Here is a 15,108-nt window from a genome sequence, read left to right on the forward strand (position 1 = left end):
TCGGTTAGGCGTCATCGCGTTTTTATTCCTTTTTTACCGGCTTCCCTGATGCCCGAGCCGTAGGTTCGCGTCGCAGTCTGTACAATGCGCGCTTCCAAGCATCAAGCTTTAACACAAGAGGTCTGCGTTTTGACTGTTCCGGTTGTTTCGAATTCCACTCCGGGCTCGCTATATGTTGTAGCGACCCCCATCGGCAATCTGGACGATATGAGCGTGCGGGCGCTGAAGGTGTTGCGTGAAGTCGCGTTGATCGCGGCAGAAGACACGCGTCATTCAGCACGCCTGATGCAGCACTTCGGAATATCGACGCCACTGGCGGCTTGCCATGAACATAACGAGCGAGATGAGGGTAGCCGGTTTATCGCGCGGCTGCTGGCAGGCGAAGATGTCGCGCTGATTTCCGATGCGGGTACACCGCTGATCTCCGATCCAGGCTATCACCTGGTTCGCCAGGCGCGTGCCGCTGGTGTGCCGGTTGTGCCGGTGCCGGGTGCCTGCGCGTTGATCGCCGCGTTGTCTGCTGCGGGTCTGCCGTCTGATCGTTTCATATTCGAAGGCTTTCTTCCGGCGAAGACGGTCGGGCGTCGGGCGAAGCTCGAGCTGGTAAGGGAAGAGCCGCGCACGCTCATCTATTACGAGGCGCCACACCGGATTCTGGAGTGCCTGCAGGATATGGAGCTGGTATTCGGCGCCGACCGTCATGCTCTGCTGGCGCGTGAAATAACCAAAACTTTCGAAACGCTCAAGGGTCTGCCTTTGGGTGAACTGCGGGCTTTTGTCGAGGCCGACAGTAATCAGCAGCGTGGCGAGTGTGTCGTGCTGGTGTCCGGCTGGACCCCGCCCGAAGACGAGGATGTCATCGGTGCCGAAGCGCGCAGGGTGCTCGATCTGCTGCTTGAAGAGATGCCGCTAAAGCGTGCTGCTGCCCTTGCAGCAGAGATAACAGGGGTGCGTAAGAATCTGCTTTATCAGGTGGCGCTGGACAAACAGAGGGGCGAGTGAGCGGTGCTTGCGAGGGACCATGCGGGTTGCAGGCACTTTAAAGCTTGTTCTTGATGGCGTGTGCCGCTAACCTTGTCGGCGGAGAGTCGATTGGACAGTCGCTGCCTTTTGTTGTTCCGCAACAAGGGGGGGAGGAAAGTCCGGGCTCCATAGGGCGGAGTGCCAGGTAACACCTGGGGGGCGCGAGCCTACGGAAAGTGCCACAGAAAATAACCGCCTAAGCACTTCGGTGCCGGTAAGGGTGAAAAGGTGCGGTAAGAGCGCACCGCACGTCTGGCAACAGTTCGTGGCAAGGTAAACCCCACTCGGAGCAAGACCAAATAGGGTTCCAAGGCGTGGCCCGCGCTGGAACCGGGTAGGTTGCTAAAGACGTCCAGTGATGGCCGTCGTAGAGGAATGACTGTCCTCGACAGAACCCGGCTTACAGATCGACTCTCCACCTTTTTTCTACCCTTCGTTTTACGCAGCAAATCCCCTTCGTAATACCAAAAAAATCTTACAGCTCATAAATCACATTAACTTCGAATCGCAACGATTTGAGTTGTGTGGGATTTATCTGTCGGATAGCGCCTGATTTATCCGTTTTGACTTCGAAACCACTCCTAAATCTCCGAAATGTAAGGGTTTTCCTTAAGACCGTGCCTTGACGGTGTGGTGGGCGCGTTCCTATAGTGTGCGCAAGTGGCAGAAAGTGGCACGAAGTGGGTTTTTTTAGCGCAAAAAGCTGATATTCGGAGAATGCGCCTGTGTTCCGTGGTGCCAACGCGATCAATCTCGATGCCAAAGGCCGTCTCGCTATGCCGAGCCGGTATCGTGACGAGTTGGATTCGCGCAGTGCCGGGCAAATGATCGTGACGATTGACGCTGTTGACCCCTGCTTGTGTCTCTACCCGTTGTCCGAGTGGGAACTGATAGAAGCCAAGCTTCGGGATCTGGCGACCTTTCGTGAAGAGAACCGTCGCTTGCAGCGGCTTCTGATTGGTAACGCGGTCGATCTGGAGCTGGATGGCAGCGGGCGTTTTCTGGTGCCGCCACGCCTTCGCGAGTACGCGAAGCTCGACAAGCGCGTGATGTTGGTGGGCCAGCTCAACAAGTTTCAACTGTGGGACGAGGACGCCTGGAATGCTCTTGCTGATGCTGACCTTGCGGCCATTCAACAACCTGGCGCCATGCCTGACGAATTACGTGACCTGATCCTGTGACTATGAATAGCGCCTTTACCCACATCACCGTACTGCTTGAAGAAGCCGTGGAGGCTCTCGCGGTACGCGCGGATGGCTGCTATCTGGACGGTACGTTCGGACGTGGCGGGCACAGTCGTTTGATCCTCAGTCACCTCGGTCCGGACGGCCAGCTGCTGGGATTCGACAAGGATCCCCAGGCGATTGCCACTGGGCAAGCGCTAGCGGCCGAAGACGGCCGCTTTGTCATTGTGCAGCGCAGCTTTGCAGAACTGGGTTCGGAAGTTCAGGCGCGCGGTATGGCGGGCAAGGTCAGCGGTATCCTGCTGGATCTGGGTGTGTCGTCCCCGCAGCTGGACGATCCTGAGCGTGGCTTCAGTTTCATGAACGACGGCCCGCTGGACATGCGTATGGACCCGACGCGTGGTATCAGCGCTGCCGAGTTCATCGCCTCCGCACCGGCCGAGGAAATCGCCCGCGTCTTCAAGGAATACGGCGAAGAACGCTTTGCCAAACGCATGGCCAACGCGGTTGTGCAACGCCGTGAAGTCCAGCCATTCGAGCGCACCGCCGACCTGGCCGAAGTGCTCAAGGTCGCCAACCCTGCCTGGGAAAAAGGCAAGAATCCTGCAACGCGTGCCTTTCAAGGCCTGCGTATTCACGTCAACAACGAATTGGGTGATCTGGAAGCCGGGCTTGAAGCCGCCCTGGACGCGCTGGAAATCGGTGGCCGTCTGGTGGTGATCAGCTTTCATTCGCTTGAAGACCGCATCGTCAAACTGTTCATGCGCAAGCTCGCCAAAGGCGAAGCCGATAACATGCCGCGCGATCTGCCGATCCAGTTCAAGCCGTTCGAACCAAAGATCAAGATTCACGGCAAGGCTCAGTTTGCTTCGGAGGCAGAAACCAAGGCTAATCCACGCTCGCGCAGCGCTGTCATGCGTGTAGCGGAGAAGCTCAGGTGAGCCGGGTTTTCCTCAAGCCTTTGCCAGGTGGCAGCTTCATTATGCTGCTGCTGTTCATCGCTGTCCTGATTTCGGCAATTGGTGTTTCCTATAGCGCCCATTGGAATCGTCAGCTGCTCAACTCGCTGTATTCGGAAATGAGCGTGCGCGACAAGGCGCAGGCCGAATGGGGTCGTCTGATCCTTGAGCAAAGCACCTGGACGGCCCACAGCCGCATCGAAACCCTGGCCACCGAACAGCTGAAGATGCACATTCCAAGTGCTGCTGAAGTGCGGATGGTGGCGCCATGATGAAACTCGAAGGCGCACTTTATCCTTGGCGCTTCCGCGTGGTTGTGGGCCTGCTGGTTTCGCTGGTGCTCGCGATTTGCTGGCGCATCGTCGATCTGCAGGTCGTCGACCACACGTTCCTCAAGGAACAGGGCGACGCCCGCAGCCTTCGTCATATCCCTATTCCGGCTCACCGTGGTCTGATTACCGACCGTAACGGCGAGCCTCTCGCCGTCAGTACGCCGGTCACCACACTGTGGGCCAACCCGCGCGAAATGCAGCAGGACAAATCCAAGTGGCCGATGCTCGCTGCCGCGCTGGGCCAGGACCTCAAGGCCCTCACCGAACGTCTCGACTCGCAGGCTACCAAGGAATTCATCTACCTTGTTCGTGGCCTCACGCCTGAGCAGGGTCAGTCGGTTATCGACCTGAAAGTACCTGGTGTCTACGGCATCGAAGAATTCCGCCGCTTTTATCCCGCTGGTGACGTGACTGCACACATGGTTGGCTTTACCGACCTTGATGACCACGGCCGCGAAGGTGTCGAGCTTGCTTATGATGACTGGCTTGCCGGTGTGCCCGGCAAGCGTCAGGTCATCAAGGACCGGCGAGGGCGACTGATCAAGGATGTTCAGGTGACCAAGAATGCCAAGGCCGGGAAGACCTTGGCTTTGTCTATTGACCTGCGTCTGCAATACCTGGCCACCCGTGAACTGCGCAACGCCATCGTCGAGAACGAAGCCAAAGCAGGCAGCATGGTGATCATGGACGTCAAGACTGGCGAAGTCCTGGCGATGGTCAATCAGCCTACCTACAACCCCAATAACCGTCGGACCATGGTGCCTGCTGCCATGCGTAACCGGGCGATCATCGACGTGTTCGAGCCGGGTTCGACCATGAAGCCGATCTCCATGACCGCCGCGCTGGACAGTGGCCGCTGGAAACCGACTGACAAGGTCGAGGTTTATCCGGGGACGTTGCAGATCGGCAAGTACACGATTCGTGACGTGACCAAGACCGAAGGCCCGATCCTTGATCTGACCGGCATCCTGATCAACTCCAGTAACGTCGGCATGAGCAAGGTCGCATTCGACGTCGGCGGTGAAGCGATTTTCCGCGCCATGCAGCGTGTCGGCTTCGGTCAGTACACCGGTCTGGGTTTCCCTGGCGAACGCGTCGGCAACCTGCCCAACTATCGCGAATGGCGCAAGGCAGAGACCGCCACACTGTCCTACGGCTATGGCTTGTCGGTTACCGCGTTGCAACTGGTGCATGCCTATGGCGCGCTGGCCAACAACGGCAAGCTCGTGCCGCTGACCATCCTGAAAACGGATAAAGAGCCGGAGTCGACGCAAGCCATCCCCGAGAAAACCGCCAAGACCCTGCAAGGCATGTTGCAGCAGGTGATCGAAGACCCTCGCGGCGTGTATCGCGCCCGTGTGCCGTCCTATCACGTTGGCGGCAAGAGCGGTACAGCACGTAAGACTTCCATCGGCACCAAGGGCTACGCAGAGAATTCCTACCGCTCGCTGTTTGCCGGTTTCGGACCGATGAGCAATCCGCGCTACGCCATCGTTGTGGTGATCGACGAACCGAGCAAAGGCGGCTACTACGGTGGCCTGGTGTCGGCTCCGGTATTCAGCAAGGTCATGTCCGGCACATTACGTCTGATGAACGTGACGCCAGACAACCTGGCGCCACCGGAGCAAGTCAATGCAACACCGGCAGCCAAAGGAGGGCGCGGTTGATGGCTTTTAATCTGAGCAAGATTTTCGCTCACACCGACCGCGATCCATTGATTCGCGAGTTGACGCTCGACAGCCGCAACGTACGTCCGGGGGATCTGTTTCTGGCTGTGCCGGGGATCAACTCCGACGGACGCGCGCACATTGCCGACGCCTTGAAGCGCGGCGCAGCAGCAGTGGCCTACGAAGTCGAAGGGTCGAGCGTTTTGCCGATTACCGACGTGCCGCTTATCCCGGTCAAGGGCCTGGCAGCGCAGCTGTCCGATGTCGCCGGGCGTTTCTATGGCGATCCGAGCCGCAGCCTGAACATGGTTGGCGTCACTGGCACCAACGGCAAGACCAGCGTGACTCAACTGGTCGCCCAGGCGCTGGACCTGCTCGGTCAGCACTGCGGCATCGTCGGCACGCTGGGCACCGGCTTTCACGGTTCGCTGCAAAGCGGCCGTCACACCACGCCTGACCCGATCGCCGTTCAGGCGACGTTGACCGACCTTAAAAAAGCCGGCGCTCGTGCCGTGGCAATGGAAGTGTCGTCCCACGGTCTTGACCAAGGGCGTGCGACGGCCATTGCATTCGATGTAGCGGTGCTGACCAATCTGTCCCGTGATCATCTGGATTATCACGGCACCATGGAAGCCTATGGCGCGGCCAAGGCCAAGCTGTTTGCCTGGCCCAACCTGAACTGCCGGGTGATCAACCTCGATGACGAGTTCGGTCGCACTCTGGCCACCCTCAAGCATGAATCGCGGCTTATCACCTATAGCCAGCTGGACAGTTCAGCTTACCTGTACTGCCGCGACGCAAAATTCGACGACGATGGCGTGCGCGCCACGCTGGTCACGCCTCAGGGCCAGCACTTCCTGCGCAGCGCTTTGCTGGGCCGCTTCAACCTGAGCAACGTACTGGCTGCAGTGGGTGCGCTGTTGGGGCTGGATTATGCGCTGGATGAAATTCTCAAAGTGCTGCCGAAACTCGAAGGTCCGGTCGGACGCATGCAGCGTCTCGGTGGTGCCAGCAAGCCGCTGGTCGTCGTCGATTACGCGCATACCCCGGATGCACTGGAAAAAGTCCTCGAAGCACTGCGCCCGCATGCCAAGGGCCGCCTGTTGTGCCTGTTCGGCTGCGGCGGTGACCGCGATCGCGGCAAGCGTCCGCTGATGGCCGAAGTGGTCGAGCGTCTGGCTGACAGTGTCTGGGTCACGGATGACAACCCGCGTAACGAGCCGCCTGCGCAGATTTTCGATGATATTCGTCCAGGCTTGGTCAATGCTGACAAGGCACGGTTCATCGAGGGCCGTGGTCGGGCTATCGCAGAGCTGATCGCCACAGCCAGTGCCGACGATGTCGTGGTACTGGCTGGCAAGGGCCACGAGGACTATCAGGAAATCGCCGGGCAGCGTCATCCGTTTTCCGATCTGCAAGAAGCCGACAAAGCGCTTGCTGCATGGGGGCCTGCGAATGATTAAGCCAATGACGCTCAGCGAACTGGTTATGCACCTCGACGCCCGGCTGGTGGGTGGCGACTGCAGTTTTGACGGCGTCAGCACCGATAGCCGTGGCATTGCGCCGGGCCAATTGTTCGTCGCCCTGACCGGGCCGCGCTTCGACGGGCATGAATACCTGGAGCAGGTCGCTGCCAAAGGTGCCGTCGGTGCCTTGGTCGAGCGCGAAGTGGAAGGCGCGAGCCTGCCCCAACTGGTGGTGCTCGACACGCGCATGGCGCTCGCGCAACTCGGCGCTATGAACCGCAATGCGTTCGTCGACAAGCCTGTCGCGGCGATGACCGGTTCCAGCGGCAAGACCACGGTCAAGGAAATGCTGGCCAGCATCCTGCGTACGCGCGGCCCGGTTCTGGCCACCCGTGGCAATCTGAACAATGAACTGGGCGTGCCATTGACGCTGCTGGAACTGGCACCCGAACACACTGCCGCCGTCATTGAGCTGGGCGCATCACGGGTGGGTGAAATTGCCTTTACCGTGAGCCTGACCAAACCGCACGTCGCGATCATCACCAATGCCGGAACCGCCCACGTGGGCGAGTTCGGCGGTCCGGACAGGATCGTTGAGGCCAAGGGCGAGATTCTTGAAGGTCTCGATGCCACCGGCACTGCGGTATTGAACCTGGATGACAAGGCGTTTCCGATCTGGCACCTGCGCGCTGGCAGCCGCAAGGTCATGACGTTCGCATTGAATGATCCGTCAGCCCACCTGCATGCAACCGATTTGCGGCGTGATGCGCGCGGCTGCCCGGCGTTCACCCTGAACAGCCCGCTCGGTGCCGCACCGGTACAACTGAATTTGCTGGGCGCACACAATGTGTCCAACGCCTTGGCTGCAGCGGCCGCTGCCTGCGCGCTGGGCGTCAGCCTGGAAGGCATTGTCGCCGGGTTGAACAACGTGCAGCCGGTCAAGGGCCGTGCTGTCGCGCAGATCGCCAGCAATGGCGTCCGCGTCATCGACGATACCTACAACGCCAATCCGGCCTCTATAAATGCTGCTGTCGATATCCTGACCGGCTTTACCGGTCGTACCGTGCTGGTGCTGGGTGATATCGGCGAGCTGGGCGACTGGGCCGAGCAGGGCCACCGTGATGTAGGTGCCTACGCTGCCGGCAAGGTTTCAGCGCTGTATGCCGTCGGCCCTCTGATGACGCATGCCGTGAGCGCGTTTGGCGAGCATGCGTATCACTTTGCCAATCAGGCAGAGCTGATCGCGGCGCTGGGCGCAGAGCAGGACCCTAATACCACTTTATTGATCAAGGGCTCGCGTAGCGCTGCGATGGAAAACGTCGTGGCTGCCTTGTGCGGTTCTAGCCTGGAGAAACATTGATGCTGCTGCTGTTGGCCGAGTTCTTACAACAGTTCTACAAAGGCTTCGCGGTCTTTCAGTACCTGTCTTTGCGCGGGATCCTTGGCGTGCTTACTGCACTGACGCTGTCGTTATGCCTGGGGCCGTGGATGATCCGCACTTTGCAGATGCGCCAGATTGGCCAGTCCGTGCGCAACGATGGTCCACAGTCGCATCTGTCCAAGTCCGGCACGCCGACCATGGGTGGCGCGCTGATTCTGTCGTCGATTGGTATCAGTACCCTGTTGTGGGCGGACCTGAGCAACCGTTACGTCTGGGTTGTGTTGCTGGTGACCTTTCTGTTCGGTGCCATCGGCTGGGTCGATGACTACCGCAAGGTGATCGAAAAGAATTCCCGAGGCCTGCCGAGTCGCTGGAAGTATTTCTGGCAATCGGTGTTTGGCCTGTGCGCGGCCATCTTCCTTTATACGACCGCACCGTCCGCGACCGAGACCACGCTGATCGTGCCGATGCTGAAAGATGTACGCATCCCGCTGGGCATTGGCTTCATCGTGCTGACCTATTTCGTGATCGTCGGCTCCAGCAACGCCGTCAACCTGACTGACGGTCTGGACGGTCTTGCGATCATGCCGACGGTGATGGTCGGCGGCGCGCTGGGCATCTTCTGCTACCTGTCGGGTAACGTGAAGTTCGCTGAATACCTGCTGATCCCTTATGTGCCGGGGGCGGGTGAGTTGATTGTGTTCTCCGGTGCTCTGATCGGTGCTGGGCTCGGATTCCTGTGGTTCAACACCTATCCGGCGCAAGTCTTCATGGGCGACGTCGGTGCGCTGGCACTGGGCGCTGCACTGGGCACCATGGCCGTGATCGTGCGTCAGGAAATGGTCCTGTTCATCATGGGCGGTGTGTTCGTGATGGAAACCCTTTCAGTGGTCATTCAGGTTGCGTCTTTCAAACTCACCGGCCGCCGGGTGTTTCGCATGGCGCCGATTCACCACCACTTTGAACTCAAAGGCTGGCCCGAGCCACGCGTGATCGTCCGTTTCTGGATCATCACCGTGATTCTCGTGTTGATCGGTCTTGCCACGTTGAAACTGAGGTAGAACGAGTGTCCCTGATCGTTTCCGACCGCTTCCGCATTGTCGTGGGTCTAGGCAAAAGCGGCATGTCTCTGGTTCGCTTTCTGGCGAACCAGGGCGTGTCCTTTGCTGTGGCCGACACGCGGGAGAATCCTCCTGAGCTGGCGACCTTGCGTCGCGATTATCCGCAGGTGGAAGTGCGTTGTGGCGAGCTGGATGTGGACTTCCTCTGCCGTGCCGACGAGCTGTATGTCAGCCCTGGCCTCGCCTTGGCAACACCGGCCCTGCAACAGGCACATGCGCGTGGCGTCAAGCTGTCGGGCGATATCGAACTGTTCGCACGGCACGCAAAGGCGCCGGTGATTGCAATTACCGGTTCCAATGCGAAAAGCACCGTGACCACGCTGGTCGGCGAAATGGCCGTTGCCGCTGGAAAACGTGTCGCAGTCGGCGGCAATCTTGGCACCCCGGCGCTGGACCTGCTCAGCGACGAGGTCGAGCTTTATGTCATGGAGCTGTCCAGCTTTCAGCTCGAAACCACCGATCAGCTCAACGCTGAAGTCGCCACTGTGCTGAACATCAGCGAAGACCATATGGACCGTTACAGCGGCCTGCCTGCCTACCATCTGGCCAAGCACCGCATTTTCCGCGGTGCGCGGCAGGTGGTGGTCAATCGTCAGGACGCGCTGTCCCGCCCGTTGATCGGCGAAGGTCTGCCGTGCTGGACGTTTGGTCTGAACAAACCTGACTTCCACGGTTTTGGCCTGCGTGAAGAGAATGGCGAAAAGTACCTGGCCTTCCAGTTCGAGAACCTGATGCCAGTGCGCGAACTGAAGGTGCGTGGCGCGCACAATCAGGCCAACGCGTTGGCGGCACTGGCCCTGGGCCATGCGGTCGGGCTGCCGTTCGACGCCATGCTTGCCAGCCTGCGTGAGTTCACCGGTCTTGAGCACCGCTGCCAATGGCTGCGCGAGCGCGAAGGCGTTCACTACTACAACGACTCCAAGGCCACCAACGTGGGTGCCGCACTGGCCGCCATCGAAGGCCTCGGAGCGGATATAGACGGCAAGCTGGTACTGATCGCCGGTGGCGACGGTAAAGGCGCCGATTTCAGCGGTTTGCGTGCGCCAGTGGCTGAACATTGCCGCGCTGCCGTATTGCTCGGTCGCGACGCCGAGCTGATCGCTCAGGTGTTGGGCGATGCCGTTCCATTGATTCGTGTCGACACGCTGCAAACGGCGGTCGAGCGCAGTGCTGAACTGGCCCGCAGCGGCGATGCCGTGTTGCTTTCTCCCGCATGCGCCAGCCTGGACATGTTCAAGAATTATGAAGAGCGCGGACGTGTGTTCGCGCAGGCAGTGGAGTGCTTGTCATGATCTTCGGTGTGATCAAGCCATATCCATCGCCGCTGATCAGCGGACGCGGTATCGACCTCGATTTCCCTATGCTGGTCGGTTGTCTGGCATTGCTGGGACTCGGTCTGGTGATGATCACGTCCGCCTCGTCGGAAGTGGCGGCCGTGCAGTCGGGTAACACGCTGTACATGATGACTCGCCACCTGGTCTATCTGCTGCTCGGTCTGGGCGCCTGCGGTGTGACCATGATGATCCCGGTCGCCACCTGGCAGCGCCTGGGCTGGCTGATGCTGCTGGGTGCATTCGGTCTGCTGCTGATGGTGCTGGTGCCCGGCATCGGGCGCGAGGTCAACGGTTCGATGCGCTGGATCGGCTTCGGCGCGTTCAACGTGCAGCCCTCGGAAATCGCCAAGGTTTTCGTGGTGATCTTTCTCGCCGGTTACCTGATTCGTCGTCAGCAGGAAGTCCGCGAAAGCTGGATGGGCTTCTTCAAGCCGTTCATTGTGTTGCTGCCGATGGCGGGTCTGTTGCTGATGGAGCCTGACTTTGGTGCCACCGTGGTCATGATGGGTTCGGCTGCCGCGATGCTGTTTCTCGGCGGAGTGGGGCTGTTCCGCTTCTCGCTGATGGTGGTGCTGGCGGTTGCTTCGGTGGTCGTGCTGGTTCAGGCCCAGCCCTATCGTATGGCGCGTCTGACCAACTTTACCGATCCGTGGGCTGACCAGTTCGGTTCCGGCTACCAGTTGACCCAGGCGCTGATCGCCTTCGGTCGCGGCGAGTGGTTTGGCGTCGGTCTGGGCAACAGCGTGCAGAAGCAGTTCTACCTGCCGGAAGCGCACACCGACTTCGTGTTCTCGGTTCTCGCAGAAGAGCTGGGCGTCATCGGCTCGCTGCTGACCGTTGCGCTGTTCCTGTTCGTCAGTATTCGTGGCATGTACATCGGCATGTGGGCAGAAAGGGCCAAGCAGTTCTTCGGCGCTTACGTTGCCTATGGCCTGTCATTCCTGTGGATTGGTCAGTTCCTGATCAATATCGGTGTGAACGTCGGTCTGTTGCCAACCAAAGGCCTTACGCTGCCGTTCCTCAGCTATGGGGGCAGTTCGTTGGTGATCTGCTGTGCGAGCCTCGGCCTGTTGCTGCGCATCGAGTGGGAGTCGCGCAACAACATGGGCAGTGAAGAAGCCGAGTTCCAGGAAAGCGACTTCGCCGAGGAGACGCACAATGGACGCTAACGTGCTGATCATGGCAGGCGGTACCGGCGGGCACGTATTCCCGGCGCTGGCCTGCGCACGCGAGTTCCAGGCCCGAGGCTACAAAGTCCACTGGCTGGGCACGCCACGCGGCATCGAAAACGAGCTGGTGCCACAGGCCGGTCTGACGCTGCACCTGATCAACGCGACCGGTTTGCGTGGCAAGGGTCGACTGTCGCTGCTCAAGGCGCCGCTGATGTTGCTGAAAAGCCTGATGCAGGCGCGCAAGGTGGTTCGCCAGGTGAAACCGGTCTGTGTGGTCGGCTTTGGTGGTTATGTCACCGGCCCTGGCGGTCTGGCGGCGAAGCTGGCGGGCGTGCCGTTGATCATCCATGAGCAGAACGCCGTCGCCGGTACTGCCAACCGCAGCCTGGCTTCGTTCGCCAGCCGCGTGTGTGAAGCGTTCCCGGACACGTTTGCGGCATCGGCCAAGCGCCGCACCACCGGCAACCCGGTGCGTGTCGAACTGTTTCTGGAAACACCGCGTCAGGCGCTCGCCGGGCGCAAGGCGCGTCTGCTGGTACTGGGCGGGAGCCTGGGCGCGGAGCCGCTGAACAAGTTGTTGCCTGAGGCGCTGGCGCAGTTGCCGCAGGACATCCAGCCCGAAGTGTTTCACCAGTCGGGCAAGAATCATGATGCCGTCACCGCCGAGCGTTATCGCAACGTCGGTGTCGAGGCGCAAGTTGCGCCGTTCATCCAGAACATGGCCCAAGCCTATAGCTGGGCCGATCTGGTGGTCTGCCGCGCAGGCGCATTGACCATCAGCGAACTGGCCGCCGCCGGTCTGCCGTCGTTGCTGATACCGCTGCCCCACGCGATTGATGACCATCAGTCCCGTAACGCCGACTATCTGGCCCGAGAAGGTGCAGCCTTCGTCATGCCACAAGCAACAACTGGCGCCGCCGAGATGGCCGCACGCCTGAAAGAGGTTTTGATGCAACCCGAACAATTGAACAGCATGGCCCGCACTGCACGCCGTTTGGCCAAGCCTGATGCAACCAACACCGTCGTCGATGTCTGTGTGGAGGTGGCCCATGGTTGAGAATCAACGTGCCATGCCTCAGCCGGAAATGCGCCGTATCCGCCGCATCCACTTCGTCGGTATCGGCGGGGTCGGCATGTGCGGCATCGCCGAGGTACTGCTGAACCTGGGTTACGAAGTGTCGGGTTCCGACCTCAAGAGTTCCGCCGTGACCCAGCGCCTTGAATCGTTCGGCGCACAGATCTTCCTCGGCCATCGCGCCGAAAACACCATCGGCTCCGATGTGCTGGTGGTGTCCAGTGCCGTGAACACGTCCAACCCGGAAGTGGCCACAGCGCTGGAGCGCCGTATCCCCGTCGTACCGCGCGCCGAAATGCTCGCCGAGCTGATGCGTTATCGCCACGGCATCGCCGTTGCCGGTACGCACGGCAAGACCACCACCACCAGCCTGATCGCTTCGGTGTTCGCGGCCGGTGGCCTGGACCCGACGTTTGTGATTGGCGGCCGGCTGAACGCTGCCGGCACCAACGCGCAGTTGGGCACCAGTCGTTATCTGATCGCCGAGGCCGATGAGAGCGATGCCAGCTTCCTGCACCTGCAACCGCTGGTGGCTGTGGTCACCAACATCGACGCCGATCACATGGCGACCTACGAGGGTGACTTCAACAAACTGAAGAAGACCTTTGTCGAATTCCTGCACAACCTGCCGTTCTACGGTCTGGCGGTGATGTGCATCGACGATCCTGTGGTGCGTGAGATTCTGCCGCTGGTCAAACGTCCGACCCTGACCTACGGCTTCAGCGAAGAAGCCGACGTGCGTGCGATCAATGTGCGTCAGGACGGCATGCTGACTTTCTTCACCGTGCTGCGCCGCGACCGCGAGCCGCTGGATGTGTCAGTGAACATGCCCGGCAACCACAACGTACTCAACTCGTTGGCCACCATCGCCATTGCGACCGACGAAGGCGTCAGCGATGAAGCCATCGTCCAGGGCCTTTCGGGCTTCCAGGGCGTGGGCCGACGCTTCCAGATCTACGGCGAACTGCCGGTCGAAGGCGGCAACGTCATGCTGGTCGACGACTACGGTCACCACCCGCGTGAAGTCGCAGCGGTGATCAATGCTGTACGCGGCGGCTGGCCGGATCGTCGTCTGGTCATGGTTTACCAGCCGCACCGTTTCAGCCGCACACGCGATCTGTACGACGATTTTGTGCAGGTGCTGGCCGACGCCAACGTGCTGTTGCTGATGGAAGTCTACCCGGCCGGTGAAGAACCGATCCCCGGTGCGGACAGCCGCAACCTCTGCCACAGCATTCGTCAGCGTGGCCAGCTGGACCCGATCTACATCGAACGTGGCGTAGAGCTGGCGCCATTGGTCAAGCCGCTGCTGCGTGCCGGTGACATTCTGCTCTGCCAGGGCGCTGGCGACATCGGCGGTCTTGCACCGCAGTTGCTCAAAAGCCCGCTGTTCGTCGGCGCGAAAGTGGCGTCAACCGAAGGGAAGCTGAAATGACAGCCCTTGCCTGGTCTTCCCTGTGCTCGACACTCGAGCCGAAAAGCTTCGGCCGCGTTGCCGTGCTCTTCGGCGGCAAGAGTGCCGAGCGGGAAGTGTCCCTGAACTCGGGGCAGGCGGTACTCAAGGCGCTGCTCGACGCTGGCGTGGATGCGTTCGGCGTCGATGTGGGCGTTGATTTCCTGCAGCGACTGGTCAGCGAGAAGATCGACCGCGCCTTTATCGTTTTGCACGGACGGGGCGGCGAAGACGGCACTATGCAAGGCCTGCTGGAGTGCCTGGAAATCCCTTATACCGGCAGTGGCGTACTGGCGTCGGCACTGGCCATGGACAAGCTGCGGACCAAGCAGGTCTGGCAGAGTCTGGGCCTGCCAACCCCGCTGCACGCCGTGCTCGAAAACGAGAGCGATTGTATTTGCGCCGCGACGGAACTGGGCTTCCCTTTGATCGTCAAACCGGCCCATGAAGGTTCAAGTATCGGTATGGCCAAGGTGAGCAGCGTCGATGAATTGATCGCCGCCTGGAAAGCCGCCAGTACCTACGATTCGCAAGTGTTGGTCGAACAGTGGATTCAGGGGCCGGAGTTCACTGTTGCGTCTCTGCGTGGCCAGGTATTGCCTCCCATAGGCCTGGGCACACCTCACAGCTTTTATGATTACGACGCCAAGTACCTGGCCTCCGATACCCAGTACCGGATCCCGTGCGGGCTTGGTGATACGCAGGAACAGGAACTCAAACAACTCGCTGCACGTGCTTGCGAAGCCATCGGCATTGCAGGCTGGGCGCGCACGGATGTGATGCAGGATGCGCAGGGCAAGTTCTGGCTGCTGGAAGTGAACACTGTACCGGGCATGACCGATCACAGTCTGGTGCCGATGGCGGCACGCGCTGCGGGCCTGGATTTTCAGCAACTGGTGTTGGCGATTCTGGCCGACAGCGTTCCGGTGAGAGGGTAAAGC

13 protein-coding genes and 1 other RNA gene are annotated in these 15,108 nt (G+C 60.3%); all 14 read left to right on the plus strand.

Annotation, left to right across the window (positions count from 1 at the left end; all coding sequences use genetic code 11):
• Positions 1-129 precede the first annotated feature (129 nt).
• On the plus strand, positions 130-1,002 hold the full coding sequence (rsmI, locus tag N018_RS04590; RefSeq protein WP_025388930.1) for a 16S rRNA (cytidine(1402)-2'-O)-methyltransferase: 873 nt from the start codon (positions 130-132) through the stop codon (positions 1,000-1,002).
• An 82-nt stretch (positions 1,003-1,084) separates the two neighbouring features.
• Positions 1,085-1,442: RNase P RNA component class A (gene rnpB / locus N018_RS25835), an RNA gene on the plus strand.
• Between the two features lie 306 nt (positions 1,443-1,748).
• Positions 1,749-2,204, plus strand: a complete 456-nt coding sequence (gene mraZ, locus N018_RS04595) for a division/cell wall cluster transcriptional repressor MraZ (protein WP_007248958.1) — start codon at positions 1,749-1,751, stop codon at positions 2,202-2,204.
• A 2-nt stretch (positions 2,205-2,206) separates the two neighbouring features.
• Positions 2,207-3,148, plus strand: coding sequence for a 16S rRNA (cytosine(1402)-N(4))-methyltransferase RsmH (gene rsmH / locus N018_RS04600; RefSeq protein ID WP_080265747.1), 942 nt, complete (start codon positions 2,207-2,209; stop codon positions 3,146-3,148).
• On the plus strand, positions 3,145-3,438 hold the full coding sequence (gene ftsL, locus N018_RS04605) for a cell division protein FtsL (protein WP_024645916.1): 294 nt from the start codon (positions 3,145-3,147) through the stop codon (positions 3,436-3,438). Before rsmH ends, ftsL begins: the two co-directional genes overlap by 4 nt.
• Entirely contained in the window at positions 3,438-5,165 is a 1,728-nt protein-coding gene (locus N018_RS04610; protein ID WP_161632840.1) for a peptidoglycan D,D-transpeptidase FtsI family protein, read from the plus strand. The genes ftsL and N018_RS04610 overlap by 1 nt, the downstream gene beginning before the upstream one ends.
• The gene (locus tag N018_RS04615; RefSeq protein WP_025388931.1) at positions 5,165-6,628 is read left to right on the plus strand and encodes a UDP-N-acetylmuramoyl-L-alanyl-D-glutamate--2,6-diaminopimelate ligase; all 1,464 of its coding nucleotides are present in this window, start codon (positions 5,165-5,167) and stop codon (positions 6,626-6,628) included. Before N018_RS04610 ends, N018_RS04615 begins: the two co-directional genes overlap by 1 nt.
• Positions 6,621-7,991 (plus strand): UDP-N-acetylmuramoyl-tripeptide--D-alanyl-D-alanine ligase, encoded by a 1,371-nt coding sequence (locus tag N018_RS04620; RefSeq protein WP_025388932.1) that lies wholly within the window; start codon positions 6,621-6,623, stop codon positions 7,989-7,991. The genes N018_RS04615 and N018_RS04620 overlap by 8 nt, the downstream gene beginning before the upstream one ends.
• On the plus strand, positions 7,991-9,073 hold the full coding sequence (gene mraY / locus N018_RS04625) for a phospho-N-acetylmuramoyl-pentapeptide-transferase (protein ID WP_003313553.1): 1,083 nt from the start codon (positions 7,991-7,993) through the stop codon (positions 9,071-9,073). The genes N018_RS04620 and mraY overlap by 1 nt, the downstream gene beginning before the upstream one ends.
• A 5-nt stretch (positions 9,074-9,078) precedes the next feature.
• Positions 9,079-10,425 carry a UDP-N-acetylmuramoyl-L-alanine--D-glutamate ligase gene (gene murD, locus N018_RS04630; protein ID WP_025388933.1) on the plus strand — a complete coding sequence of 449 codons (1,347 nt, stop codon included), beginning with the start codon at positions 9,079-9,081 and terminating at the stop codon, positions 10,423-10,425.
• Positions 10,422-11,636 (plus strand): putative lipid II flippase FtsW, encoded by a 1,215-nt coding sequence (ftsW, locus tag N018_RS04635; RefSeq protein WP_024645921.1) that lies wholly within the window; start codon positions 10,422-10,424, stop codon positions 11,634-11,636. The genes murD and ftsW overlap by 4 nt, the downstream gene beginning before the upstream one ends.
• Positions 11,626-12,696, plus strand: a complete 1,071-nt coding sequence (gene murG, locus N018_RS04640) for an undecaprenyldiphospho-muramoylpentapeptide beta-N-acetylglucosaminyltransferase (RefSeq protein WP_024645922.1) — start codon at positions 11,626-11,628, stop codon at positions 12,694-12,696. Before ftsW ends, murG begins: the two co-directional genes overlap by 11 nt.
• Positions 12,689-14,149 (plus strand): UDP-N-acetylmuramate--L-alanine ligase, encoded by a 1,461-nt coding sequence (gene murC, locus N018_RS04645; protein WP_024645923.1) that lies wholly within the window; start codon positions 12,689-12,691, stop codon positions 14,147-14,149. The genes murG and murC overlap by 8 nt, the downstream gene beginning before the upstream one ends.
• Positions 14,146-15,105, plus strand: coding sequence for a D-alanine--D-alanine ligase (locus N018_RS04650; RefSeq protein ID WP_025388934.1), 960 nt, complete (start codon positions 14,146-14,148; stop codon positions 15,103-15,105). Before murC ends, N018_RS04650 begins: the two co-directional genes overlap by 4 nt.
• Positions 15,106-15,108 lie beyond the last annotated feature (3 nt).

It is taken from the genome of Pseudomonas syringae CC1557 (genome assembly GCF_000452705.1).
Taxonomy (GTDB): Bacteria; Pseudomonadota; Gammaproteobacteria; order Pseudomonadales; family Pseudomonadaceae; genus Aquipseudomonas; species Aquipseudomonas syringae_F.

Bases quoted from the DNA above. Each gene is read 5' to 3' on its own strand.
- murC (WP_024645923.1), top strand. From the start codon at position 12,689: ATGGTTGAGAATCAACGTGCCATGCCTCAGCCGGAAATGCGCCGTATC.
- N018_RS04620 (WP_025388932.1), top strand. From the start codon at position 6,621: ATGATTAAGCCAATGACGCTCAGCGAACTGGTTATGCACCTCGACGCC.
- N018_RS04650 (WP_025388934.1), top strand. From the start codon at position 14,146: ATGACAGCCCTTGCCTGGTCTTCCCTGTGCTCGACACTCGAGCCGAAA.
- N018_RS04615 (WP_025388931.1), top strand. From the start codon at position 5,165: ATGGCTTTTAATCTGAGCAAGATTTTCGCTCACACCGACCGCGATCCA.
- ftsW (WP_024645921.1), top strand. From the start codon at position 10,422: ATGATCTTCGGTGTGATCAAGCCATATCCATCGCCGCTGATCAGCGGA.
- rsmH (WP_080265747.1), top strand. From the start codon at position 2,207: ATGAATAGCGCCTTTACCCACATCACCGTACTGCTTGAAGAAGCCGTG.
- murG (WP_024645922.1), top strand. From the start codon at position 11,626: ATGGACGCTAACGTGCTGATCATGGCAGGCGGTACCGGCGGGCACGTA.
- N018_RS04610 (WP_161632840.1), top strand. From the start codon at position 3,438: ATGAAACTCGAAGGCGCACTTTATCCTTGGCGCTTCCGCGTGGTTGTG.
- mraY (WP_003313553.1), top strand. From the start codon at position 7,991: ATGCTGCTGCTGTTGGCCGAGTTCTTACAACAGTTCTACAAAGGCTTC.